This window comes from Stenotrophomonas sp. IS26 (assembly GCF_054188265.1).
In genome coordinates this window covers 49,924-71,952 of record NZ_JBSZJV010000005.1, presented here as the reverse complement: position 1 = coordinate 71,952, position 22,029 = coordinate 49,924, and the positions used below count along the sequence as shown (strand labels likewise).

20 protein-coding genes are annotated in these 22,029 nt (G+C 67.4%); 9 read left to right on the top strand and 11 right to left on the bottom strand.

Annotated elements, in window-relative coordinates; all coding sequences use genetic code 11:
• Positions 1-302: 302 nt before the first annotated feature.
• Positions 303-2,990 carry a pyruvate dehydrogenase (acetyl-transferring), homodimeric type gene (aceE, locus tag ACW6W5_RS06725; protein ID WP_088434592.1) on the bottom strand — a complete coding sequence of 896 codons (2,688 nt, stop codon included), beginning with the start codon at positions 2,988-2,990 and terminating at the stop codon, positions 303-305.
• A 469-nt stretch (positions 2,991-3,459) separates the two neighbouring features.
• Here aceE and ACW6W5_RS06720 point away from each other — a divergent pair, with 469 nt between their 5' ends.
• From ACW6W5_RS06720 to ACW6W5_RS06710, 3 genes are all read left to right on the top strand, one after another.
• On the top strand, positions 3,460-3,963 hold the full coding sequence (locus tag ACW6W5_RS06720; RefSeq protein WP_152153792.1) for a PadR family transcriptional regulator: 504 nt from the start codon (positions 3,460-3,462) through the stop codon (positions 3,961-3,963).
• A gap of 90 nt (positions 3,964-4,053) precedes the next feature.
• Positions 4,054-4,851 carry a siderophore-interacting protein gene (locus ACW6W5_RS06715; protein WP_152153791.1) on the top strand — a complete coding sequence of 266 codons (798 nt, stop codon included), beginning with the start codon at positions 4,054-4,056 and terminating at the stop codon, positions 4,849-4,851.
• 57 nt (positions 4,852-4,908) lie between these two features.
• Positions 4,909-5,346, top strand: coding sequence for an efflux RND transporter periplasmic adaptor subunit (locus ACW6W5_RS06710; protein ID WP_152153787.1), 438 nt, complete (start codon positions 4,909-4,911; stop codon positions 5,344-5,346).
• Positions 5,347-5,443: 97 nt separating this feature from the next.
• Here ACW6W5_RS06710 and ACW6W5_RS06705 read toward each other — a convergent pair whose 3' ends face one another.
• Both ACW6W5_RS06705 and ACW6W5_RS06700 read right to left on the bottom strand, forming a co-directional pair.
• Complete coding sequence (locus ACW6W5_RS06705; RefSeq protein ID WP_152153785.1) at positions 5,444-6,145, bottom strand: YceI family protein; 702 nt, start codon at positions 6,143-6,145, stop codon at positions 5,444-5,446.
• Between the two features lie 85 nt (positions 6,146-6,230).
• Positions 6,231-6,821 (bottom strand): malonic semialdehyde reductase, encoded by a 591-nt coding sequence (locus tag ACW6W5_RS06700; RefSeq protein WP_088434587.1) that lies wholly within the window; start codon positions 6,819-6,821, stop codon positions 6,231-6,233.
• Positions 6,822-6,950: 129 nt separating this feature from the next.
• Here ACW6W5_RS06700 and ACW6W5_RS06695 point away from each other — a divergent pair, with 129 nt between their 5' ends.
• From ACW6W5_RS06695 to ACW6W5_RS06675, 5 genes are all read left to right on the top strand, one after another.
• The gene (locus ACW6W5_RS06695; RefSeq protein WP_152153783.1) at positions 6,951-7,922 is read left to right on the top strand and encodes a mitochondrial fission ELM1 family protein; all 972 of its coding nucleotides are present in this window, start codon (positions 6,951-6,953) and stop codon (positions 7,920-7,922) included.
• A gap of 57 nt (positions 7,923-7,979) precedes the next feature.
• A complete protein-coding gene (locus tag ACW6W5_RS06690; protein WP_152153781.1) occupies positions 7,980-8,843 on the top strand; it encodes a DUF2145 domain-containing protein in 864 nt (287 codons plus the stop codon).
• 67 nt (positions 8,844-8,910) lie between these two features.
• Entirely contained in the window at positions 8,911-9,432 is a 522-nt protein-coding gene (locus ACW6W5_RS06685; RefSeq protein WP_226956690.1) for a hypothetical protein, read from the top strand.
• A gap of 34 nt (positions 9,433-9,466) precedes the next feature.
• Positions 9,467-9,994, top strand: coding sequence for a hypothetical protein (locus tag ACW6W5_RS06680; protein WP_152153779.1), 528 nt, complete (start codon positions 9,467-9,469; stop codon positions 9,992-9,994).
• Positions 9,995-10,070: 76 nt separating this feature from the next.
• Complete coding sequence (locus ACW6W5_RS06675; protein ID WP_046272868.1) at positions 10,071-10,625, top strand: queuosine precursor transporter; 555 nt, start codon at positions 10,071-10,073, stop codon at positions 10,623-10,625.
• 207 nt (positions 10,626-10,832) lie between these two features.
• Here the strand turns inward: ACW6W5_RS06675 and glnE are convergent, their stop codons facing one another.
• Positions 10,833-13,673: a bifunctional [glutamate--ammonia ligase]-adenylyl-L-tyrosine phosphorylase/[glutamate--ammonia-ligase] adenylyltransferase gene (gene glnE, locus ACW6W5_RS06670; RefSeq protein ID WP_152153777.1), complete on the bottom strand. Its 2,841-nt coding sequence runs from the start codon at positions 13,671-13,673 to the stop codon at positions 10,833-10,835.
• Positions 13,674-13,991: 318 nt separating this feature from the next.
• Here glnE and ACW6W5_RS06665 point away from each other — a divergent pair, with 318 nt between their 5' ends.
• On the top strand, positions 13,992-15,506 hold the full coding sequence (locus tag ACW6W5_RS06665; RefSeq protein ID WP_070471520.1) for an acetyl-CoA hydrolase/transferase family protein: 1,515 nt from the start codon (positions 13,992-13,994) through the stop codon (positions 15,504-15,506).
• Positions 15,507-15,726: 220 nt separating this feature from the next.
• On the opposite strand, the gene hglS is transcribed toward ACW6W5_RS06665, so the two are convergent.
• From hglS to ACW6W5_RS06630, 7 genes are all read right to left on the bottom strand, one after another.
• Positions 15,727-17,094 (bottom strand): 2-oxoadipate dioxygenase/decarboxylase HglS, encoded by a 1,368-nt coding sequence (gene hglS, locus ACW6W5_RS06660; RefSeq protein ID WP_152153775.1) that lies wholly within the window; start codon positions 17,092-17,094, stop codon positions 15,727-15,729.
• 96 nt (positions 17,095-17,190) lie between these two features.
• Positions 17,191-17,736, bottom strand: coding sequence for a hypothetical protein (locus tag ACW6W5_RS06655; RefSeq protein ID WP_152153773.1), 546 nt, complete (start codon positions 17,734-17,736; stop codon positions 17,191-17,193).
• The gene (locus ACW6W5_RS06650) at positions 17,733-18,485 is read right to left on the bottom strand and encodes an HAD family hydrolase (RefSeq protein WP_121042309.1); all 753 of its coding nucleotides are present in this window, start codon (positions 18,483-18,485) and stop codon (positions 17,733-17,735) included. Before ACW6W5_RS06650 ends, ACW6W5_RS06655 begins: the two co-directional genes overlap by 4 nt.
• A 119-nt stretch (positions 18,486-18,604) precedes the next feature.
• The gene (locus ACW6W5_RS06645; protein ID WP_152153771.1) at positions 18,605-19,021 is read right to left on the bottom strand and encodes an EF-hand domain-containing protein; all 417 of its coding nucleotides are present in this window, start codon (positions 19,019-19,021) and stop codon (positions 18,605-18,607) included.
• A gap of 219 nt (positions 19,022-19,240) precedes the next feature.
• Positions 19,241-19,618 (bottom strand): hypothetical protein, encoded by a 378-nt coding sequence (locus ACW6W5_RS06640; RefSeq protein WP_121042305.1) that lies wholly within the window; start codon positions 19,616-19,618, stop codon positions 19,241-19,243.
• A gap of 43 nt (positions 19,619-19,661) precedes the next feature.
• Positions 19,662-20,408 (bottom strand): M15 family metallopeptidase, encoded by a 747-nt coding sequence (locus ACW6W5_RS06635; RefSeq protein WP_226956689.1) that lies wholly within the window; start codon positions 20,406-20,408, stop codon positions 19,662-19,664.
• Positions 20,362-21,939: a serine hydrolase domain-containing protein gene (locus ACW6W5_RS06630; RefSeq protein WP_152153768.1), complete on the bottom strand. Its 1,578-nt coding sequence runs from the start codon at positions 21,937-21,939 to the stop codon at positions 20,362-20,364. The genes ACW6W5_RS06635 and ACW6W5_RS06630 overlap by 47 nt, the downstream gene beginning before the upstream one ends.
• Positions 21,940-22,029: the final 90 nt, after the last annotated feature.

The window sequence follows — 22,029 nt, the reverse complement described above, 5'->3', positions numbered from 1 at the left end:
GACCAACAACAAACAGAGCAACTGCGCTCCAACCCCTGGTTAGGCTGTCCATTCTCCGCTCCTGTATTTTTTGGGAGGCGGGAGACTGAGGTTTCCCTCTGGAGCCCTTACGGGCGCCCACCATTTTCCGGTGGGCAAAACTCTGTTTGCTTAAGATTCGTCGGCTGCCATGAACAGCCCCTACGAGCTGTGCAGCTCAGTAATATCATGAACTAGTTGAGCGCACAACATTTCGGCCCATGAACGAGAAAGGGCTCCTAGAAGTCTAGAAGCCCTTTTACTCGGATCAAGGATTCAGCCCATCAAACCCCAACAGGATTAGCCTTCTCAGGATCAATCTTGTACTGCTTGATCGCCCGGGCCACATCCTTACCCGTCATCTTCCCTTCCTTCGCCAGCGCCGCAATCGCGGCATGCGCGATGTAGTACCGGTCAACCTCGAAGAAGCGACGCAGGTTCGCACGGGTGTCCGAGCGACCAAACCCATCCGTGCCCAGCACCGTGTACGACATCGGCACGAACGCGCGGATCTGGTCCGCATACGCACGCACATAGTCGGTCGCGGCAATCGCCGGGCCCTGGCGGCCTTCCAGCAGCTCGGTCACGTAGGCCTTGCGCGGCTCGGCTTCCGGGTGGAAGCGGTTGTAGCGCTCGGCATCGAAACCATCGCGGCGCAGTTCGTTGATGCTCGGGCAGCTCCAGATATCGGCGGTGACGCCGAAGTCCTTGTCCAGCAGCTCGGCGGCAGCAATGGCTTCACGCAGGATGGTGCCCGAACCCAGCAGCTGCACGCGCAGCTCGCCCTTCTTCGGCTTGCCGGCGTCGGTGAGCAGGTACATGCCCTTGACGATGCCATCGGCCGCGCCTTCCGGCATTTCCGGGTGGGTGTAGTTTTCGTTCATCAGGGTGATGTAGTAGTACTCATCAATCTGATCTTCCATCATGGCCTTGGTGCCGTGCTGCAGGATCACCGTCACTTCGAAGCCGAAGGTCGGGTCATAGCTGCGCACGTTCGGGATGCCACCGGCGACGATGTGGCTGAAGCCATCTTCGTGCTGCAAGCCTTCACCGTTCAGCGTGGTGCGGCCGGCGGTGCCGCCGAGCAGGAAGCCACGGGTGCGCATGTCCGCGGCCTGCCAGGCGATGTCGCCCACGCGCTGGAAGCCGAACATCGAGTAGTAGATGTAGAACGGCAGCATCGGCACGTTGCTGACCGAGTAGCTGGTACCGGCAGCCATCCAGGAGCTGATCGCGCCCGGCTCGCTGATACCCTGCTGCAGCACCTGGCCGCTCTGGTCTTCGCGGTAGAACATCAGCTGGTCCGCATCGACCGGCTTGTACTTCTGGCCGAACGGGGCATAGATGCCGATCTGGCGGAACAGGCCTTCCATACCGAAGGTACGGGCTTCGTCGGCCACGATCGGCACGATGTGCGGGCCCAGTTCCTTGTCGCGCAGGGTGATGTTCAGGCTCTGCACGAAGGCCATGGTGGTGGAGTAGCTGCGTTCGCCGCTGCTCTTGAGCAGGCGCTCGTAGCTTTCCAGCTTCGGTGCGTTGAAGCTCTTGGTCGCCTTGCGGCGGCGCTGCGGCAGGTAGCCACCCAGGGCGGCACGGCGTTCCTGCAGGTACTTCACTTCCGGCGAATCCGGGCCCGGGTGGTAGAACGGCACCTGGCCGTCGGCCAGCTGCGCATCCGTCACCGGGATGTTGAAGCGGTCGCGGAAGTGGCGGACGGCGTCGTCGTCCAGCTTCTTGGTCTGGTGGGTCGGGTTCAGTGCTTCACCCGCGCTGCCCATGCCGTAGCCCTTGACCGTCTTGGCCAGGATCACGGTCGGCATGCCCTTGGTGTTCACGGCCTGGTGGTAGGCGGCGTACACCTTGTGCGGATCGTGGCCACCGCGGTTGAGGCGCCAGATATCGTCGTCGGACAGGCCGGCGACCATCGCAGCGGTTTCCGGGTACTTGCCGAAGAAATGCTCGCGGGTATACGCGCCACCGAAGGCCTTGCAGTTCTGGTATTCGCCGTCGACGGTTTCCATCATCAGCTTGCGCAGGACGCCATTGGTGTCCTTGGCCAGCAGGGCATCCCAGTAACCGCCCCACAGCAGCTTGATGACATTCCAGCCGCCGCCACGGAAGACGCCTTCCAGTTCCTGGATGATCTTGCCGTTGCCACGCACCGGGCCGTCGAGGCGCTGCAGGTTGCAGTTGACCACGAAGATCAGGTTGTCCAGGCCTTCGCGGCCGGCCAGCGCGATCGCGCCGAGGGTTTCCGGCTCATCGCTCTCACCGTCGCCGATGAAGCACCACACCTTGCGGTCGGACTTCTCGATCAGGCCACGGTTTTCCAGGTAACGCAGGAACTGCGCCTGGTAGATCGCAGCGAGCGGGCCCAGGCCCATCGACACGGTCGGGGTCTGCCAGTAATCGGGCATCAGCCACGGATGCGGGTAGCTGGAGAGGCCACCGCCGTCGACTTCCATGCGGAACTTGTCCAGCTGGGCTTCGTCGATGCGGCCTTCCAGGAAGGAACGCGCATAGATGCCCGGGGCGCTGTGGCCCTGGATGAAGAGCAGGTCGCCCGGGTGGTCTTCGCTCGGGGCGCGCCAGAAGTGGTTGAAGCCCACGTCATACAGCGTGGCGCCGGAGGCGAAGGAGGCGATGTGGCCGCCCAGGTCGCCCGGCTTGCGGTTGGCGCGCACGACGGTCGCCATCGCGTTCCAGCGGATGATGGAACGAATGCGCCATTCCAGTTCGGCGTTGCCCGGGCTCTTGGCCTCCAGGGTCGGCGCGATGGTGTTCACGTACTCGGTGGTGGGAGAGAACGGCAGGTAAGCACCCGAACGACGGGTCAGTTCCACCATGCCTTCCAACAGCTGATGCGCGCGCTCGGGGCCCTCGACATCAATTACGGCCTTCAGCGACTCGATCCATTCCTGGGTTTCCACAGGATTCGGGTCGTTGTTCAGCACCTCGTTCAACCAGTTCATTTGCGCTCCCATGACCGCACGCACGCGCGCGACTGTTTTAGATTTCTAGCCGCAAAGTGTAGCGCACCAAGGGGTTTGCTTACTTCGCTACGGTTGCGTATGGAACCATCCCGGCGTGTCCGGAAGGACAGCCGGCGACAGCGCGAGGGCCGCGCCGGAAGGTTCCACGCTGCATTTCAGCCTGCCCGGTGGCGATGACACCGGCGCGTCAGCAGGACACCGATGGACAGCGCAGGCGCTGCGGCGCAGGCGATTGGCGCGGATCGTGCGCGACGCTGGGGCGTTTGAGCGCGCATCGGCGTGGATCATCCGCCGCGCTGGTGGCCGAAGACCACGCGCAGTGTTCCACCACAAGCACGCACCGTCACAGGAGAAATCGACCTGAACGCATTCCTGCCATGCGCGCGCCAGTGCTGGCCGAACGGGAGTTTTCGATATATCGTTCCGCCACTGCATTCGATATATCGAAATGACCTCTCCGCGCGACCTTGACCGCCCTGCCCGCCCGCTGACCGCCCGGCCCCTCAGCCGTGGCGACCTGCGCCTGCTGGTGCTGTCCCTGCTCGCCGACCAGCCGCGCCATGGCTATGAGCTGATCCAGCTGATCAGTGACATGTTCGTGCGGGTCTACACGCCCAGTGCCGGCTCGATCTACCCGGTGCTGGCGCAGTTCGAGGCCGCCGGCTGGGTTGGCGCGGTCGAGGACGGTGGGCGCAAGCGGTACGCACTCACCGCACTGGGCCTGGCCGAACTGGAGGCGCAGCGCGACGAGGTCGATGCCGCAGTGCACCGGGTACGCGACAGCGCGCGCACGATCACCAAGGCCAACCTGCCGCCGTCCGTGCGCGATGCGTTGCGCGAGCTCAAGCACGCGCTGGGCCTGTGCCACGGCCGCTGGCAGGACGACAACGCCGCGGCCGTCGCCGAGGCGCTGCGCGAGGCCGCCGCGCGGATCCGTGCGCAGGGCCGCTGACCTCCCTTCCTCCTTTCAGACCCAGCCAGCCACCGCCCGCCAGGTCCTTCTTTCTCAACGCCGCGCTGCGGCACTGATCCAGGTATTCCCATGGCTCTGCATGAAAACCGACTGCTCCGTCATACCGTGAAGTTCCGCCCGCTGCAGGTGCTGCGCACCGAAGAGATCAGCCCGTGCATGCGCCGGGTGATCGTCGGGGGCGAGGCGCTGGAAGGCTTCGATTCGCCCTCGCCGGATGACCACGTCAAGCTGTTCTTCCCCAACGCCGAGGGCCAGTTCGTGGTCCCGACGATGACCCCGGAAGGCCCGCGCTACCCGGACGGGCAGACGCCTTCCCCCTCGCGCGATTACACCCCGCGCTGGTGGGATCTGGAGACCCACGAGCTGGCGCTGGATTTCGTCATGCACGGCGACGGCCTGGCCTCGACCTGGGCCGCCAACGCGCAGCCGGGCGATGCGATCGCCGTGGGCGGCCCGCGTGGCTCGCACATGACCGCCGATGACTTCGACACCTACGTGCTGATCGGCGATGAAACCGCGCTGCCGGCGATCGGCCGCTGGCTGGAGACGCTGCCGGACGGCGCGAATGCCGATGTCTACATCGAGATCCCGGAATCCGGTGACCGCCAGGAGCTGCCGGAGGACGACCGCATCCGCGTCTCGTGGCTGGAGCGCAACGGCTTCGACGCCGCCAGCAGCACCCTGCTGGAGGACGTGCTGACCGATTTCGAGGAACCGGACGGCGACACCTTCTACTGGATCGCGGCCGAATCGCGCCGGGCCCGGATGATGCGCAAGTACATCGAGGGTCACCTGGGTGTGCCGAAGGACTGGATCCGCTCCACCGGCTACTGGAAGGCCCACGGCAGCGAGCACCACGACGACTGAGCCCGCGACGGGCACCGGCCGCGAATGCGACAATCGCGTTTTGTGCCGGTGCCTTTCATGCAAGTCTCTCCTCTTTCGGCACTGACCGATCTGATCGACCGCGCCGAGCGGGCCGATCCCGCGCTGGATGCCGCCCTGGCGGCGCTGGCGCCTTCCGTGGGCGAGAACATCGCCCCGCTGCGCACCGCCCTGGTGCCGCTGGCCCGCGCGCAGGCGGCGCTGGTGCAGGCGAACATCGATATCGACCTGGTCGCCGATGAGCTGCGCCGTTACCAGAAGTACGCGATGCCCGGTAAGCCGAGCCTGCAGATCGTGCAGCTGCGCAAGCAGCAGGCCTCGGTGAAGCAGGCTGCGCTGCTGGCCCGGCAGGCGTTCGCGCAGGCCACCCATGCGTTCCTGCGTGAGAGCGGCTTGACCGCGCCGGCACGGCGCACGCCGACCGATTTCACCACGCTGTGGCTGGGCAAGGTGAGCGCGCAGGTGGCGACGGGCTGATCAGGTACGGTAGTGCCGGCCGCTGACCGGCTCGCCCTATAAAGAAAGCCCGCCAATTGGCGGGCTTTCTGCCTTCTCACGACGAGTGAGGAGAAACTCAGGCAGCCGGCTTTTCGCCAGTGGCCTCGGTGGTGATGCGGATGTTCACTTCATCGCTGACGTTCGGGGCGTACGCGCCGACGCCGAAGTCGCTGCGCTTGATGGTGGTGGTGGCATCGAAGCCCGCCGCCGGCACCTTGGCCATCGGGTGCTCGCCGCCGCCGTTGATGGTGACATCCAGGGTCACCGGCTTGGTGATGTCCTTGATGGTCAGATCGCCGGTCACGGTCAGCTTGTTGGTGCCGTTGGCTTCCACCTTGGTGCTCTTGAAGGTGGCGGCCGGGAACTTGGCGGCGTCGAAGAAATCGGCGCTCTTCAGGTGCTCGTCGAACTTGGCGGTGAAGCTGTTCAGGCCGGTCAGCGGCAGCTTCACTTCCACGGTGGACTTGGTCACGTCAGCGGCGTCATACACCAGGGTGCCTTCGGCGCTGCCGAAATGCGCGGTCGGGTGCGAGAAGCCGAAGTGGCTCCACTGGACCAGCACGTCGGTGTGGGTCGGGTCGAGCTTGTAGGTGCCCGAGGCGATCTGGATGGCCTCGGCGGCCGGGGCGGCAGCCGCGGCGTCCGCAGCCGGGGCAGCGGTGTCGGTGGCGGCCGGCGCGTCAGCGGCCGGAGCAGCGGCTTCGTCGGCCGGCTTGGAGCAGGCGGCGATGGCCAGGGTCAGGGCGAGCGGCAGCAGCAGTTTGCGGGTCACGGTCATGTCAGGTCTCTCTCGTAATCGAAGGGAAAAGAAAAAAATTCATGCAGCCCATCCGCACGGACGGGCCACGATCCGGCGGTAACGCTTATGCGATGCGGGCGGCTTCGTCGAAGGACAGGCGAGGCAGCCGCGGGAACAGGCCCGAGGCGTCACCGTACCCCAGGTTGACGAGGAAATTCGACTTGATCGCGGTGCCCTTGAAGAAGGCTTCGTCGACCTTGGCGTTGTCGAAGCCGGACATCGGGCCGGCATCCAGACCCAGCGCGCGGGCGGCCAGGATCAGGTAGGCGCCCTGCAGGCTGCCATTGCGGAATGCGCCTTCGGTGCGGCCTTCACGCGGGCCGTCGAACCACGCCTTGGCATCGGTGTGCGGGAACAGGAACGGCAGCTTCTCGTGGAAGTCTTCGTCGAAGGCGACGATCACCGTGACCGGGGCGGCCAGGGTCTTGTCGTGGTTGCCTTCGGACAGGGCCGGGGCGAGCTTGGCCTTGGCTTCCGGGGATTTCACGAACACGAAGCGCGCCGGGCTGCCGTTGGCGGCGGTCGGCCCCCACTTCAGCAGCTCGTACAGCGCCTTGAGCTGGCTGTCGTCGACCGGCTTATCAAGGAAGGCGTTCTGGGTGCGGGCGGTACGGAACAACTGATCGAGCGCAGCATCGTCAAGGACGTGGGACATGAAGCCTCCGGAAATAAGGGGAATCGTTCGCGCATCGGCTACCGTGGCAGGGCGACAGCGCGATCGGCGAAGGCTGGCAGTGTAGAGTGTCGCGACAGTTGCAACACCCAGCCTGACTGAAACGAATTAATGCCATACGTGAAACGATGGAGTCCGCCCTGGACGATCACTGACGGCCGTGCCGGCAATGTGCGGCAGGCGGTGGCCCTGGCCACGGCATTGAAGCTGGGGGCGCATCGTCCGCTGGTGCTCACCCCGCGCGCGCCCTGGCGCTGGCTGGCCCCGCGGTGGTTGCCGGGCGCCGCCAATGGCTACGGTGACGCCTTTGCAGCCCTGGCCGCCGACGCCCCTGAGCTGGCCGTCGGCTGTGGCCGCCAGGCGGCCGGTGCCCTGCGCGAACTGCGCCGCCGTGGCACGAAAGTCGTCCAGATCCTCGACCCTCGCCTCAACCCGCGCCACTGGGACCTGCTGGTGGTGCCTGAGCATGACCGGCTGCGCGGCAGCAACGTGCTCACCCTGCTCGGCAGCCTCAATCCGGTCAACGATGACTGGCTGGCCTGCGGCCGTGCCGCCTTTGCAGCGTTCAGCGCCCTGCCCGGCCCACGCACCGCGCTGCTGGTCGGCGGGCCGACCCCGCATGCCCCGTGGCATGAGCCGGACATGGTGCAGGTGTTCCAGCAGCTCGCTGCCCAGCTGCGCGAGGAAGGCGGCAGCCTGCTGGCCACCACCTCGCGACGTACCCCACCGGCCTTGGTCGGCGCGCTGCGCAGCGCGTTTGCCGAGGTGCCGAATGTGATCTGGGGCGATGGCGGCGACGGCGTGAACCCGTATGCCGGGCTGCTCGGCTGGGCCAACCGCGTGGTGGTCTCGCCGGACTCGGTGAACCTGCTCTCTGAAGCGTGTGCCACGCGGATGCCGGTCGCGGTGGCCCTGGCCGATCAGGCGCAGGGACGGCTGGCGCACTTCCAGCACGCGCTGCGCGACCGTGGCCGGTTGCAGGCGCGCTGGCTGGACTGGCAGACGCAGGGCCGCATCGAACCGCTGCGCGAGACCACGCGCGTTGCCGAGGACGTACGCGCGCGGTTGGGGATTCAGGCCTGACGGCGTCGCGCAGCGTTATGATGCGGCCGCGGCCGGTGCCGCCGGAGACTGTGTGACATGGACGTACCCTTCGCTGCACTGATCAAGCGCCTGCACCCCGTTCTGCTGTGTGGTGTATTGCTGGGCGCTGCGCTGACTGCGCAGGCCGAACCGCAGTGCACCGAACGCAATCCCACGCCGGCTGCGTTGGCCTCCATGTTCGATGTGGCCCTGGCCACCACCGACGCATTGGATGCACTCGATGGCGTGGACGTGGTGCTGATCGCGCGGGGTGGCCAGGACCTGAGCAAGTACGGCCTGCGCCACAGCCATCTGGCCTTCCTGCTGCGCGAAGACGATGGCCAGTGGCGCGCGGTGCACCTGCTCAATCCGTGCAAGACCGCCGAGTCGCACCTGTTCCGCGAAGGTGTCGCCACCTTCATCGGCGAGACCTCCAGCCACACCGACCTGCGCATCGGCGTGCCGACGCCTGCGCTGCGCGATGCACTCAAGGCGATGCTCACTCAGCCGGCGATCCAGGCCAAGGCGCTGCATGAGGCGCGCTACAGCGTGGTGGCCTATCCGTTCCGCACCGAGTACCAGAATTCCAACCAGTGGATCCTGGAAGTACTGGGTGCGGCGATGGCGCAGGTGGAAGAGCGCACCCTGATTGTCAACCGAACCCAGGCGCAGCAATGGCTGCAGCGGCACCTGTATACGCCCAGCACGCTGCACATCGGCGTGGCCAAGCGGCTCGGCGCGCGCTTCTTCGTGCCCAATGCGGCCGTTACCGACCACCCGGCCAGCGAGCGCATTTCCGGCAATTACTCGGTGGTGACGGTGGAATCCATCTTTGATTTCCTGCAACTGCGCAGCAGCCTGCAGCAGGAGCTGGCCGTGCCGCATGTGCCGGTGAAAGGCATTACCGCCCCCAAACCGTGAGTCAGCGGCGGGCAGCCCGCCAGCGGGCATACTGCGGACCCATGTTGAGACATCAGAAGGATCTTCGATGACACGTGTTTCGCGCAGCGTCGTTGCACCGCTGCTGGCCATTGCCGTGTGCGCGGCCAGCCTGCCCGCGCCCGCGCAGGTGGTGGGCATCAATCACCCGGTGACCAGCAGCGTCATCGTCACCTCGGTGGTGAGCGTGGTGGTGGTAACCGCACCGGTGTGGCTGGTCTCGGCCGGCCTGAGCAAGGCCAGCGACGCTTCGGCCCGACGCAGCCGCGCGGCCAAGGACGCACCTGGCAAAGCCGGGCCGCTGCCGCCGCTCACCGTGGAGAAGGTGGAACACACGCCCGAAGGCGGCATCGAGATGGCCCTGCAGAATCCGCAGGCACCGGACGACCTGGCCGTGATTGCCTGGCCCGCGCGCGAGGACAACCCGGCAGCCGCGGTGGCGGTGGGCGACGTACTGGCGCTGACGCCCACCCAGGGCGGCGCCGGCTGGACCGTGACCACGGCCGAAGGCACGGCCTTGGCCTTCCTGCCCATCGATGCGGCGGCGGCGCAGCCGAGTGCACGTTGGTAACCCCTCGCTGTCCGCTGTCTCGTGGAGCTGCTGAATGAACCGGATATCCCGTCCTGCCGTTGCGCCACTGCTGGCGCTGGCCTTGCTCGCGACCAGCGTGCCGGCCGGCGCCCAGAACCTCAGCAATGCCTCGCCGGTCACCAGCAGCGTCCTCACCACCTCGGTGGTGAGCCTGGCGGTGATCACCGCGCCGGTATGGCTCAGCGCGCTGGGCGTGAGCGAGTTGCATGACGCCGCCATGCCGCACAACCGCGCCGCGCGGGCCGCAAAGCGACAGAAGGCCGCTCCGATGCCGCCACTCACGGTGGAGCGCGTGGCGCAACAGCCGGACGGCAGCTACCAGGTGGCGCTGAAGAACCCGCAGGCCCCGGATGCACCGGCCGTGGTGGCCTGGCCGGCGCGTGCCGACAACCCGGCGGCAGGCGTGAAGGTGGGCGATGTGCTGGCGTTCACCCCGACCCCGGCCGGTGCGGGCTGGATGGTGGCCGATGCCGAAGGCGCCGCGCTGGCGTTCCTGCCGACCCAGGATGCGGCGGCCACCAGCATGAGCGAACGCTTCTGACTGAACCGGCCCGGGCTGGCCCTCGGCCGGACAAGCCCGGATAATCCGCCGCTTCCCCCGACTTCCCCGGCTCGCCATGTCCGCGCGTCCTGCCATTGCCTTTGCCCCGTTGACCCCGCGCTCGCTGCTGCTGGCGGTGCTGGCCATGGGCGCGGTGGTGCTGGGCTCGAACGTGCTGGTGCAGTACCCGATCAATGACTGGCTGACCTGGGGTGCCTTCAGCTACCCGGTGGCATTCCTGGTCAGCAACCTGATCAATCGCCGCTTCGGCCCGGCGGCGGCGCGGCGGGTGGCCTGGGCCGGGTTCGCGTTGGCGGTACTGCTGTCGATCTGGATCGCCACGCCGCGGATCGCGGTGGCCTCGTGCCTGGCCTTCATCGCCGCGCAGCTGCTGGACATCACCGTGTTCGACCGGCTGCGCCGCGGGCACTGGTGGCGCGCCCCGATGGTCGCAACGACCTGCAGCGCGACGCTGGATACGACGATTTTCTGGAGCATCGCCTTCGCCGGTTCCAGCCTGCCGTGGGTGAGCTGGGCGCTGGGCGATCTGGCAGTGAAGCTGACGATCGGCGTGTTCCTGCTGGCGCCGTTCCGCGCGTTGCTGTGGAAGATGGCACCGCGCGCGGTGTGACATCGTGCGCCGATCGTCCGGTGTAGCGCTGGCGGTCGGGTATCACCCTGGGTCGGGCATCGCTCTCGGCCGGGTATCGCTATCGGTCGGGCATCACGATGGGTAGTGCCGGCCGCTGGCCGGCTCAGCAGAGTTCATGGGAGCCGGCCAGCGGCCGGCACTACCGGTGCCAGAGCGGTGCGAGGTCGATGACGGTGCAAACCGCCGTCAGCTGACGACATCGATCCGTTGTTGGAACGGCAACCCCGCCGCATCGCTTGCGGCGGTGATCATCGCGCGCGCCGCCTCCAATGCAGGTGTCGGTGGCGCCAGGCGCGGGCGGCGGTCCAGCGTGCAGGCCAGGCCCACATCCAACAGCGCCGCGTGCGCCTCGTGCAGACCATCGCGGGTGCCGCCGGGCAGCCAGGCGATGTCGGCCAGTACATCGATCAGGCTGGGGGTATCGCGCGGTTGCACCACCTGCGGGTGCGTACCGGCGCTGTCGAGCACGCCGGTCTGCAGCAGGAATTCGAGATCGACGATACCGCCTGCGCCCTGCTTGAGATCGAGCCGTGCGGCATCGCTGCGGTCCAGTTCGGCACGCATGCGCGCCCGCATCTTCAGCACATCGGTGTAGAGCACGGTGTTGTCGCGCGGGCGCGCCAGCGTCTGCGCGCGCACCCGTTCGAAGTCGGCCAACAGCGAGTCATCGCCGGCGATGGCACGGGCACGCACCAGTGCCTGGTGCTCCCAGGTCCAGGCGCGTTCGCGCTGGTATTCGGTATAGCTGGCCAGCGAGGACACCAGCGCGCCTTTGCCGCCATCCGGGCGCAGCCGCACGTCGATGTCGTACAGGCGGCCGGCGGCGGTGACCGCGCCGAGCATCGCCATCACCTTCTGCGCCAGGCGCGCATACCAGCGGCCGGGGTCCAGCGGGCGTGGACCGTCGCTGCTGTCCTGATCGGCCGGGTGATCGTGCAGGAAGACCAGATCCAGATCCGAGCCGAAGCCCAGCTCCAACCCGCCCAGACTGCCGTAGCCGATGATGGCGAAACGCCCGCCGGGAATGCCACCGTGCTGGCGCTGCATGTCGGCCTGCACCAGCGCGAGTACCGTGACGACCACCGCCTGCGCGAGTTCGGCCAGTTGCCGGGTGGTGTCGACGGCGCGCTGGCGACCATCCAGCGTGGCCATCGCCATGCGGAAGCTCAGCGCCAGCCGGATCTCGTTGAGCAGCCGCAGCGCGGCTTCGGGATCATCGATGGTCAGCGCGACAGCGCACTCGGCCTGCATGCCCGCGGCGTCCGGCATCGGGCCGGAGACGCGCACGTCCAGCAGTTCATCGAGCAGCAGCGGATACGCCGCCAGGCGCTCGGCCAGCAATGCGCTGCGTGCAAGTACATCGACCAGGCGCGCCAATGCGCTGGGCTGTTCGTCGAGCAGGGCGAGATAGCTGGTCCGGCGCAGGATCGCCTGCAGCAGGCCGAGTACGCGCTTGAGCGCGGCATCCGGCTGCGGTGAGCGCGTGGCGGCGTGCAGCAGCGCCGGCAGCACGCGGTCCAGGCGCGCACGCGCGGCATCGGACAAGGACTTCACCCCGGAGCTCTGCGCGAAATCACGCAGCGATTGATCGGCGCTGCCGGCATCGAAGAAGCCGGCTTCGGCCAGCACCTCGGCGCTGCCGTTGTCGGGCAGGCTGCGCCAGTAGCTGGCCAGTGCATCCGGCGCGGCCTGGCCACGGCGCGGTGCGAGCAGTGCGGCGAACTCGGTGCTGACGCGCTCGCGCTGCACATCCAGCGCGGCAACCAGCGCGTCCCAGTCGTCGTAACCGAGTCCGCTGGCGATGCGCAGGCGGTCAGTGGTGTCGGTGGGCAGTGCATGCGTCTGTGCATCGCGCAGCATCTGCAGGCGGTTTTCCAGGCGACGCAGGAAACCGTAGGCATGCAGCAGGTCGGCGCCGTCCTGTTCGGCCATCTGGCCGGCGGCGACCAGCGCGGGCAGCGCATGCAGCAGGCGACGCTCGCGCAGCGGCGCTTCGCGGCCCCCGCGGATCAGCTGCAGCGCCTGCGCGAGGAACTCGATTTCGCGGATGCCGCCGGGGCCGCGCTTGATGTCATCGTGCATCTCGCGGCGCGAGACCTCGGCGGTGATCGCGGCCTTCATTTCGCGCAGGCCATCGAGCGCGGTGAAATCCAGATAGCGGCGGTAGACGAACGGGCGCAGGGTCTGCAGCCACGCTTCGCCGGCGGCGATATCCCCGGCGACGGCACGCGCCTTCAGCCAGGCATAGCGCTCCCAGTCACGGCCTTCGCGCTGGAAGTACTGGTCCATGCCGGCGAACGACAGCGCCACGCGCCCGGCATTGCCGAAGGGGCGCAGGCGCAGATCGACGCGGTGGCTGAAGCCATCCACGGTGGTGTCATCGAGCAACCGCGCGAGGCGCTGGCCAAGGCGTGCGAAGTATTCCTCGGCGGCGAGCGGGCGCGCGCCATCGGATTCGCCGCCCTGCGGGTAGGCGTAGACCAGATCCACGTCCGAACTGAAATTGAGTTCCCCACCGCCCAACTTGCCCAGCCCGAACACGACCAGCTGCTGCGCGCTGCCGTCCGCCGCACGGACCACGCCATGGCGGCCGGTGAATTCCTGCTCCAGCGCGGAGAGCGCGAGCTGCAGGCACTCCTCCGCCAGGCGGGTGGCACCGGCAAGCGTGGCAGGCACGTCATCCTGCCCGGTCAGGTCGCGCCAGATCAGGCGGGTGGAGGCGGCGGTGCGGTAGCGGCGCAGGCGCTGCTGCCATTCGCTGGGCTGCAGCGGGTCCAGTTCCGGCAGGGGCAGCGGTGGGCAGCCTTCCTGGGTGAGATGCGACAACAGCGCCGGCTGGCGGCACAGGGTGTCGATGGCGAAATCGCTGGTGACGGCCAGCGCACGCAGGGTCGCCAGCACGGGCGCCGGCGGTGGCCAGTGGCCGCCATCGGTCAGCGACAGGGCCAGGCGCGCCAGGGCGCGATCAACCAGGGGAACAAGGGCGTCGGGGACGCGCGCGGGCGCGGCGAGGTCGGAAATCGGCATGGGGGGATTATGCCCGGCGCGTGTCGACGCGAGAGACCCATCGGCGCCCCGATGTTCCGGAAGCGAGACATAAAAAAGCCCGCTTGCAGCGAACTGCCAGCGGGCTCTGCTCCCTCCCCCACGTCGGGATGCAGGTCGATCTTCTAGGGTCGGCGACGAACTTGCACGCTGCACTGCAAAACAATACTTGCGGGTACAGAAGTAGACCGGAAACCTGAACAGGGAGGCGCCGATGTAAAAACGCCATCCCACCAAGGTAGAACCCCTGCCCCTGCGTGGATCGCCGATAATGGCGATCCCCCCAAAAACGTTGTCGTCATGTCTGTCGATCGCATTGCAAACGCGCGTCTGCGTGACCGCGTTGTCTCCGCTGAAGCTGCCGCCGCCCTGATCCAGCCGGGTGAAACCGTCGCCATGAGCGGCTTTACCGGTTCAGGCTACCCCAAGGCGGTGCCGGTCGCGCTGGCGCAGCGCATCGAAGCGGTGCACGCCCAGGGGCTGCCCTTCCAGATCAGCCTGATGACCGGCGCCTCGACCGCGCCGGAGCTGGATGGCGCGCTGGCCAAGGCCGATGGCATCGCGATGCGCATGCCCTTCCAGAGCGACCCGGATGCGCGCAACCGCATCAACGAGGGCAAACTGGATTACATCGATATCCACCTCAGCCATGTCGCCCAGCACGTGTGGTTCGGCTTCTATGGCGATATCGATACCGCGGTGATCGAGGTCTCGGCGATCCGCGAGGACGGCTCGCTGGTGCCCTCCACCTCGGTCGGCAACAACAAGACCTGGCTGGACCTGGCCAAGAAGGTGATCGTCGAGGTCAACGAATGGCAGCCGGCCGGCGTGGACGGCATGCATGACATCTACTACGGCACCGCGCTGCCGCCGCACCGCAAGCCGATCCCGCTGGTGCACGCCAACGACCGCATCGGTGAGACCGCGCTGCGTTGCGACCCGGACAAGATCGTCGCCGTGGTGCGCACCAACGGCCCGGACCGCAACAGCCCGTTCAGCCCGATCGATACGACCAGCGAGCAGATCGCGCAGTACCTGATCGAATTCCTCAAGCACGAAGTGGCCAAGGGCCGCCTGCCGGCCAACCTGCTGCCGCTGCAGAGCGGCGTGGGCAACATCCCCAACGCAGTGCTGGCCGGGCTGGCCAAGAGCGGCTTCCGCGATCTGAGCGCGTTCACCGAGGTGATCCAGGACGGCATGCTCGATCTGCTGCGCGATGGCGTGCTGAGTTACGCCTCGTGCACCGGTTTCGCGCTGAGCCCGCAGGCGAACGAGACCTTCAAGGAACACATCGATTTCTACCGCGAGCGCATCATCATGCGCACGCAGGAAATCTCGAACCATCCGGAACTGGTGCGCCGCCTGGGCTGCATCGGCATGAACGGCATGATCGAGGCCGATCTGTACGGCAACGTCAACTCGACCCACGTGATGGGCAGCAGGATCATGAACGGCATCGGCGGCTCGGGCGACTTCGCGCGCAACGGCTTCCTGTCCGCGTTCCTGAGTCCTTCGACGGCGAAGAACGGCAGCATCTCGGCGATCGTGCCGATGGTCAGCCACGTGGATCACACCGAACACGATGTGTCGGTGATCGTCACCGAACAGGGCCTGGCCGATCTGCGCGGGCTGACCCCGCGCAAGCGCGCGCGGGTGGTGATCGACAACTGCGCGCATCCGGATTTCCGCGATCAGTTGAACGATTACTTCGACCGCGCCAGCCGCGAGAGCTATGGCAAGCACACCCCGCATCTGCTGCCCGAAGCGCTGTCGTGGCACCAGCGGTGGCTGGATACCGGAACGATGAAAGCCTGAGGATGCACGGTACCGACCGACGGTCGGTACCTGCCGGGACGTTCTGTTTCCGGGTAGTGCCGGCCGCTGGCCGGCTCCACGCATTACCGTCCGCAAGCCCGGATGCGCGTTTGGTACATGAGGAGCCGGCCAGCGGCCGGCACTACCGTAGGGCGGTCCGTGAGTGGTCAGCGATCCGGGCGGGTTACCGGTAGTGCCGGCCGCTGGCCGGCTCCTTCCGTCAGCCGCCCCGCAGGCTCGCCAGCGATTCGGCCTGCAGCCGCGCGTAGATCGCGAACTCGTCCTCCACCGTCATGCCCAGCGCCTGCTCGAAGGCATCGCGGTTGGCATGCGCGGCGTAGGCACGCTGTTCGTCGCCGCCGAGGTTGGACTGGAAGATGCCCGCGGCGCTGACCGGCAGGAAATCCTCGTAGACGATCGGATCGGCGCTGGCCAAGCCGGCGGCAATCAGCGCTTCGGCCGGGAGATCCGCGACGGCGGCCGGGTTGGCGCGACCGGCGTCGGTCAGCGCGTAGCGGTAGTACCCCAGGCCCTCGCGGCGCAGGGTGTCGTGGTCGTCCGGAAAGGCGGTGAAGGCCGCGGCCAGACGCGTCGGGTAATCCTGGCCGGTGCTGCCGGCACCCCCACTGTCTCGCGCCTGCGCAAGCAGCTGGTCGTACAGAGCGCGCCCTTTGGGCGTCAGGGCGAGGCCGCGCTGTTCGATCTCACCGAAACGCGCGGTATGCGTGCCGGCATCCCCTGCCTCCCCCGAGGGGAAGTGCACGGTTTCTTCCAGCGCCTTGAAGCTGGTCTGGCGCAGCAGGATCGGGCACCGACGCGGTGGTGGGCCTTCGATCACGGCCTTGGCGTCGATGCCACGGGCCAGCATGCCGTCCTGCGCAGCGTCGATGTCCAGCGTGCGCGGGGTCAGGTGATTGATGTGCGGGCCGCGGAAGCTGACCACATCGGCGATCAGCCGGTGCGCGTCATGCAGCGCGTGATAGGTATCCAGTGACACCGTGGCGTCGCCATGCCAACGGAAGGTCTCCAGTGCTTCGATGACGAAGCGGCGCGCATCGGCTTCGTCGAGGCCACCCTCGCGTTCGGCCTGCGCGATCAGGGCCAGCGCGGTATCGGTGAAGATCCGGCGCTGGGCGAGAATGGCAGCGGACTGCTCGCGCAGCGCGGCGTTCTCGATCAGCTCCAGCCGCAGCAGCGAGGTGAACACGCGGAATGGATTGCGCGCCAGCGCCTGCGCGGTGCGCGGGCGGAAGGCGGTGGAATGCACCGGCACGCCGGCCACCGAGAGGTCGTAGTAGCCGATCGGGTACATGCCCATCAGCGCGAACAGGCGGCCCAGCGTGGCCAGTTCTTCCGCCGTGCCGACCCGGATCGCACCATGGCGTTCCTGGTCCAGCCGGGCGCGTTCATCGGTGCGGTCCAACTGCTCGGCCAGCGCCGGAGTGGCGGTCAGCACGGCGTCGTTGATCTCGGCCACCAGGTCGACCAGGGTGCCGTACAGCGGCACCTCGGTGCGGTACATGGTGGACATCGCCTGGGCGAACAGGCTGCGGATATCGTCGGGTGAAACGAAACGGTCGGCGCTCATTACGTACTCGGCAACGGATCACGAGGGGGTGCAGCAATCGCGCATTGTCGCCGAGCGCGGGGGTTACCGCGATCTGCACAGCAGCAAAGAAGTCCCTCAGCGCGCGGGCGACGTGGGACTGCTCGCCGTGCGCTGGCGCTGCTCGCGGTTCCCCAGCTGGCGCTGCAGCGTCGCGTCCAGCTTCACCGGGCGGTCCCAGTGGTCGTGGCTGGCCACGATGGCGTGGCGCAGGGCACGCCAGTGCAGGTTGGTCGGCGTGACCGGCAGCTGGGACACCACCGCTTCCCAGCGTTTGGCCTCGCCCTCCTCCGGTACCGTACGCGACCACGTCTGCACGCTTTCGCGGCAGGAACGTTCGATCACATGCGCCCAGAAACAGGCGAAGTAGATGTCGCCGGCCTGCCAGCCGTGGGTGTGCATCAGCGCGGCGATGTAGCCGCGCGAGACGCCGGCATAGCGCGAGACTTCATCCAGAAAGCTGTCCGGGTAGCGCTCGGCGTAGTGGTTGATGTCCTGCAGCTGGGTGTCCACCCAGGCATCGCCGGTGTCCACCACGTAGGCGGCGGACTTCTCCGGGGTCTGCTCGGCCACGGCTGCCCAGGGCAGCATCAGCAGCAGCGCGAGCAGGCCGGCGCGCATCATCCGGCCTGTGCGGCCTTGGCTTCGATGGTCCGCAGCGCCTGCGGCCAGTCGAAGGCGGTCGGTGCATCGACCATGCGCGGTTCGTCGTCGGCCACGCCGTGCTGGGTTTCGTGCGCCCAGGTCACCGCGTAGGGAGTGTGGATGCCCCAGCCGCCGAGGGTGACCACCGGCTCGATGTCCGAGCGCAGCGAATTGCCGACCATCACGAAGCGCTTGATCGGCAGATCGAACTCCTCCAGCACGCGGGCATAGGTTTCCGGGTCTTTCTCGGAGACGATCTCGATGCGCGGGAACAGGTCGCGCAGGTTGGCCACCTTGATCTTGGCCTCCTGATGGAACAGGTCGCCCTTGGTGATCAGCACGACCGGGTAGTCGCGGGCGATCTCGGTGACCGACTCACGCACACCGTCGATCAGCTCGACCGGGTGGCGCAGGGTGTCGTGGCCGATGTCCAGCATCTGCTGCAGGTCGCGGGCGCTGATGGTCTGGTTGGTGATCTCGATGGCCGCTTCGACCATCGACAGGGTCATGCCCTTCACGCCGTAGCCGAACACGCCGAGGTTGCGCTGCTGCACTTCCAGCAGATGGCGCGCGGTCTGCGTGTCATGCACGTCGATGTAGCGCGACAGGATGTCCAGGTAGTCCTGCTCGGCCTTGCGGTAGAAATCCTCGCTCTTCCACAGCGTGTCATCACCGTCAAAACCAACCAGGCCGATAGCGCCTTGCGGCGTGGGCAGGGAAGTCATCATCGGCCAAGGATACCAACAGCGGCCCAGCGGCCCCACCCCCGGCAGCGCAAAAAGAAAGGGCGGCCGAAGCCGCCCTTTCCCCCTCACTGCGCTACCGGTGTCCCCGGTCCTTACTTGCTCTACTTGCTCTGCTGGGCGCCGTTATCGGCGGCCTTGCCCTGCTGGGCGGCCACATACGCCTTGTATTCATCCGGCGAGAGCTCGCCGTCCTTGTTGGTATCGGCCTGGTCGAACACCTGGGCAAGGCCCGCGTTGACCTGCGCCTCGGCCTTGCTGATGGTGCCGTTCCCGTCGGTATCGACGCTGGCCCACGTCTGGCCACCGCCACCATTGGCCTGCGCGGAGGCCTGCGCAGCGGCATTGGCCGCGGTATCGGCTGCGTCACCGGCCTGCGCCGCCGCCTGCTGTGCCTGGGCGGCCTGATTCTGCGCCTGCGCGGCACTGTGCTGTGCCGACTGGGCCATCGCCGGCATGGCCAGCACACTGCCTGCGGCGACGATCAGGGCGATCAGGGGCTTGCGGATGCGAGTAGTCATTGGGGTGGTCTCCTTGGTAGGTATTGCGCGGCCTGTTGTTTCCGCACGGCCCCACACTGCCACCCCGTTTGTGAATCGATATTGCCCCTCGACCGCGCTGCGCACGCGGCCTTAACCACCTGCGCGAACGTGTGCATTACCGCAGTGGTTAGCCGCAGGTGAGCAGTTGGTAACACGCCCATTCATTGGCCGGGCATTTAACCGGATGCGAACGCAATCTCACGCGGTGTTGCTGTTTTTTTCGCCTGAGCGGGAGCTGAACAAAAGCCACCCCAGCGCCACACCGCCGATCGCACCGGCCACTTCGAGCACCACGCGCGAGCCCAGCTCGTTCGGATCATGGATACCGGCGAGGAACAACCGCGCATACAGCGGCGACTCCAGCCGCATCATGCCCATATAGAAGAGATTCCACGCATCGATGCCGGCCGAGGCCACCACCGCGATCACGCAGGCCCAGCCGATCGCATGCCCGTCGGTCCAGCCTGCCCAGCGGCACAGGCGATGCCACAGCGCATACACCAGCAGCCCGACCAACAGCGCGATCAGCCCTGCCTCCAGCGTTCCCAGCAATCCAACGTGCAGCGGCAGGTTCATCGTGGTCCGATCCGGCGGTCAGCGCACAGTGTAGCGGTGCGCCTCAGCGGACCGGCACGTCGTAGGCAGTGGTCGGTGCCGGCTCGGGCTGCAGGGTGAAATGCCACCACTCCATCGGGTAGTTGGCGAAGCCATGCCGCGCCATCGCCTGGCGCAGGTGCTGGCGGTGGCTGCGCTGCGCCGCGCTGATCTCCGGCGCATCGGTATGCGCGCGCGGGCCGAAGAAATCGAAGTCGGTGCCCATGTCCACGGGCGCGCAGGGGCCGGTGCGGCAATCGAGCAGGGTCAGATCGACCGTGGCAGCGCGGCTGTGGCCGGAGGTCTCGGCGATGTAGCCACCGAGCAGGGCGGGCTTGTCGAGGTCCGGGTACTGCTGCGCCTTGCGCGACTGCTCGTGCGGATCCTGTGCCCAGGCGACGAAGGCCTTCACCGCGTGGGCCGGGCGGTAGCAATCAAAGAGCCGCAGCGCGAAGCCATCCGCACGCAGGTCGGCCTCCACCTGTGCCAGTGCAGTAGCCGCCGGGGCGAGCAGATAGCACTTGGGCGCGTCATAGCCGGGCACGCGCTGGCCAGTGAAGTTGTCGGGGCCGGCGTAGCGGATGTCCTGTTCGATCGCCGGTGTCAGCGTGCGGATGTCGACCAGTCCGGCCTCAGCCACATCGCGGGCGGGCGAGATCGTCACCGCTGGCGCTGCCGCGTGGGCACTGCCGGCCAGCAGCGCCAGCAACGCCCGCAGCAGCGGGCTACGGGCAATCGCCGGTGCGGGTGAAGTGCAGGTCCTGGTAGTCATAACTGAAGTCGATCTCCGGATCGATCGCGGCCAAGGTCAGGGCGGGCGTCGCGCCTGGCTGCAGCTGCAACCACGGCTCGGCATCGGCCCCGAGCGTATCCCACTGCACCAGCCAGCGCTCACCGAGCTGCATGACCTGGCCGCGCAGCATCGGCGACTTGGCCACGCTGAAACGCAGCACGCCCTGCTCCGGGCAAAGCAGCGCCTCGCCCAGCCACGGATCGCGATAACGGCCATGCGCGGCGGCGGTGGTGCGAAGCGAGGCGGCCCGGCGCGCGCCGGTATCCGGGCGCACCTGCCCGGCATCGCGGCGGCCAGTGCGCTCCTGGCCCAGCAGGGCCAGGTAGTGGCTCACGTCGGCCGTCTCCTCCGGTGCGGTGTAGGTCTTCAACGCGGCCTGCATCAGCGCGATGCGTGCATCCTCGGCGTCGCTGTTGATCAGGATCACCACGCCGACCTTGCGGTCCGGCAGCAGCGCCAGCGAGGAATACATGCCTGACAGCGTACCGGTGTGGGCCACCTTCCACTGGCCGTCCATATCCGACACGCGCCAGCCGTAGCCGTAGGCGGACACATGTGCGTTGTCCCAGCGGCGTTGGCGCTCGCCCAGCGGCATCGGCATGTGCGCGGTCCACAGCGCGCGGCGCTGCGCCGTGCTCAGCCAACCGGGCACGAGCGCCGGATCGAGCAGCACCTGCATCCAGCGGGTCATGTCGCGCAGGCTGCAGCGGATGCCGCCGGCGGCCATCGAGGTCAGATCGGCGCTGGTGTCACCATCGGCACCACGCACCACGTTGCGGCCGTCCTTCCGCGTGTGCGGCTGGGCAACGTTGCCCACCGCCGCGACCGACCACGCGCCGACCTGGCAGCGATCCATGCCCAGCGGCGAGAAGACTTCCTCGCGCAGCAGTTGATCGTACGGTTTGCCACCGGCTGCGGCGGCGACTTCGCCAGCGACCACATACATCAGGTTGTCGTAGGCATAGCCGCTGCGGAAGCTGGTGACCGGCTTGAGGTGGGCCAGCCCGGCGATGATGTCCTGGCGGGTGAAGCTGTTCGGCTCGGGCCACAGCATCAGATCGCCCGCGCCAAGGCCCAGGCCGCTGTTGTGGATCAGCAGATCGCGGACCTGCATCTGCTGCGTGACCCACAGGTCGTGCATGCGGAACTGCGGCAGGTACTTGATGACCGGGTCGTCCCAGCGCAGGAGACCGCGGTCGACCAGCCGGGCGAGCAGCGCGGCGGTCATCGCCTTGCTGTTGGAGGCGATCTTGAACAGGGTATCCGCATCGATGGCCTCGCCCTGCCCGGCGCGGCGCTCGCCACGGGTGCCGATGAAGACGGGGTTGCCATCGTCGACGACGGCCATGGCGATGCCCGGCAGCTGTTCGTGGGCGACGGTCTGATCGAGCAGGCGATTGAAGGTGTCGGTGGGCTCGGCTGCCCGTGCGCTGGGGGCGATGGCCAGGGTGCAGGCCAAGCCAAGCGTGAGAAGGCGGGATCGACTGTGTGTTGAAGCGCGTGACGGCATGGGTTCCCTCGTCATGACCGGAGGGCCTGCTTCTTTGGCCGCCGGTTGAAAGCTGTACCGACCAACGGTCGGTACCTACCAGTGGGTGTT

Excerpts from the sequence above, each read along its gene's own strand:
- aceE (WP_088434592.1), bottom strand. The coding sequence starts at position 2,990 with ATGAACTGGTTGAACGAGGTGCTGAACAACGACCCGAATCCTGTGGAA.
- ACW6W5_RS06720 (WP_152153792.1), top strand. The coding sequence starts at position 3,460 with ATGACCTCTCCGCGCGACCTTGACCGCCCTGCCCGCCCGCTGACCGCC.
- ACW6W5_RS06715 (WP_152153791.1), top strand. The coding sequence starts at position 4,054 with ATGGCTCTGCATGAAAACCGACTGCTCCGTCATACCGTGAAGTTCCGC.
- ACW6W5_RS06710 (WP_152153787.1), top strand. The coding sequence starts at position 4,909 with ATGCAAGTCTCTCCTCTTTCGGCACTGACCGATCTGATCGACCGCGCC.
- ACW6W5_RS06705 (WP_152153785.1), bottom strand. The coding sequence starts at position 6,145 with ATGACCGTGACCCGCAAACTGCTGCTGCCGCTCGCCCTGACCCTGGCC.
- ACW6W5_RS06700 (WP_088434587.1), bottom strand. The coding sequence starts at position 6,821 with ATGTCCCACGTCCTTGACGATGCTGCGCTCGATCAGTTGTTCCGTACC.
- ACW6W5_RS06695 (WP_152153783.1), top strand. The coding sequence starts at position 6,951 with ATGCCATACGTGAAACGATGGAGTCCGCCCTGGACGATCACTGACGGC.
- ACW6W5_RS06690 (WP_152153781.1), top strand. The coding sequence starts at position 7,980 with ATGGACGTACCCTTCGCTGCACTGATCAAGCGCCTGCACCCCGTTCTG.
- ACW6W5_RS06685 (WP_226956690.1), top strand. The coding sequence starts at position 8,911 with ATGACACGTGTTTCGCGCAGCGTCGTTGCACCGCTGCTGGCCATTGCC.
- ACW6W5_RS06680 (WP_152153779.1), top strand. The coding sequence starts at position 9,467 with ATGAACCGGATATCCCGTCCTGCCGTTGCGCCACTGCTGGCGCTGGCC.
- ACW6W5_RS06675 (WP_046272868.1), top strand. The coding sequence starts at position 10,071 with ATGTCCGCGCGTCCTGCCATTGCCTTTGCCCCGTTGACCCCGCGCTCG.
- glnE (WP_152153777.1), bottom strand. The coding sequence starts at position 13,673 with ATGCCGATTTCCGACCTCGCCGCGCCCGCGCGCGTCCCCGACGCCCTT.
- ACW6W5_RS06665 (WP_070471520.1), top strand. The coding sequence starts at position 13,992 with ATGTCTGTCGATCGCATTGCAAACGCGCGTCTGCGTGACCGCGTTGTC.
- hglS (WP_152153775.1), bottom strand. The coding sequence starts at position 17,094 with ATGAGCGCCGACCGTTTCGTTTCACCCGACGATATCCGCAGCCTGTTC.
- ACW6W5_RS06655 (WP_152153773.1), bottom strand. The coding sequence starts at position 17,736 with ATGATGCGCGCCGGCCTGCTCGCGCTGCTGCTGATGCTGCCCTGGGCA.
- ACW6W5_RS06650 (WP_121042309.1), bottom strand. The coding sequence starts at position 18,485 with ATGATGACTTCCCTGCCCACGCCGCAAGGCGCTATCGGCCTGGTTGGT.
- ACW6W5_RS06645 (WP_152153771.1), bottom strand. The coding sequence starts at position 19,021 with ATGACTACTCGCATCCGCAAGCCCCTGATCGCCCTGATCGTCGCCGCA.
- ACW6W5_RS06640 (WP_121042305.1), bottom strand. The coding sequence starts at position 19,618 with ATGAACCTGCCGCTGCACGTTGGATTGCTGGGAACGCTGGAGGCAGGG.
- ACW6W5_RS06635 (WP_226956689.1), bottom strand. The coding sequence starts at position 20,408 with ATGACTACCAGGACCTGCACTTCACCCGCACCGGCGATTGCCCGTAGC.
- ACW6W5_RS06630 (WP_152153768.1), bottom strand. The coding sequence starts at position 21,939 with ATGCCGTCACGCGCTTCAACACACAGTCGATCCCGCCTTCTCACGCTT.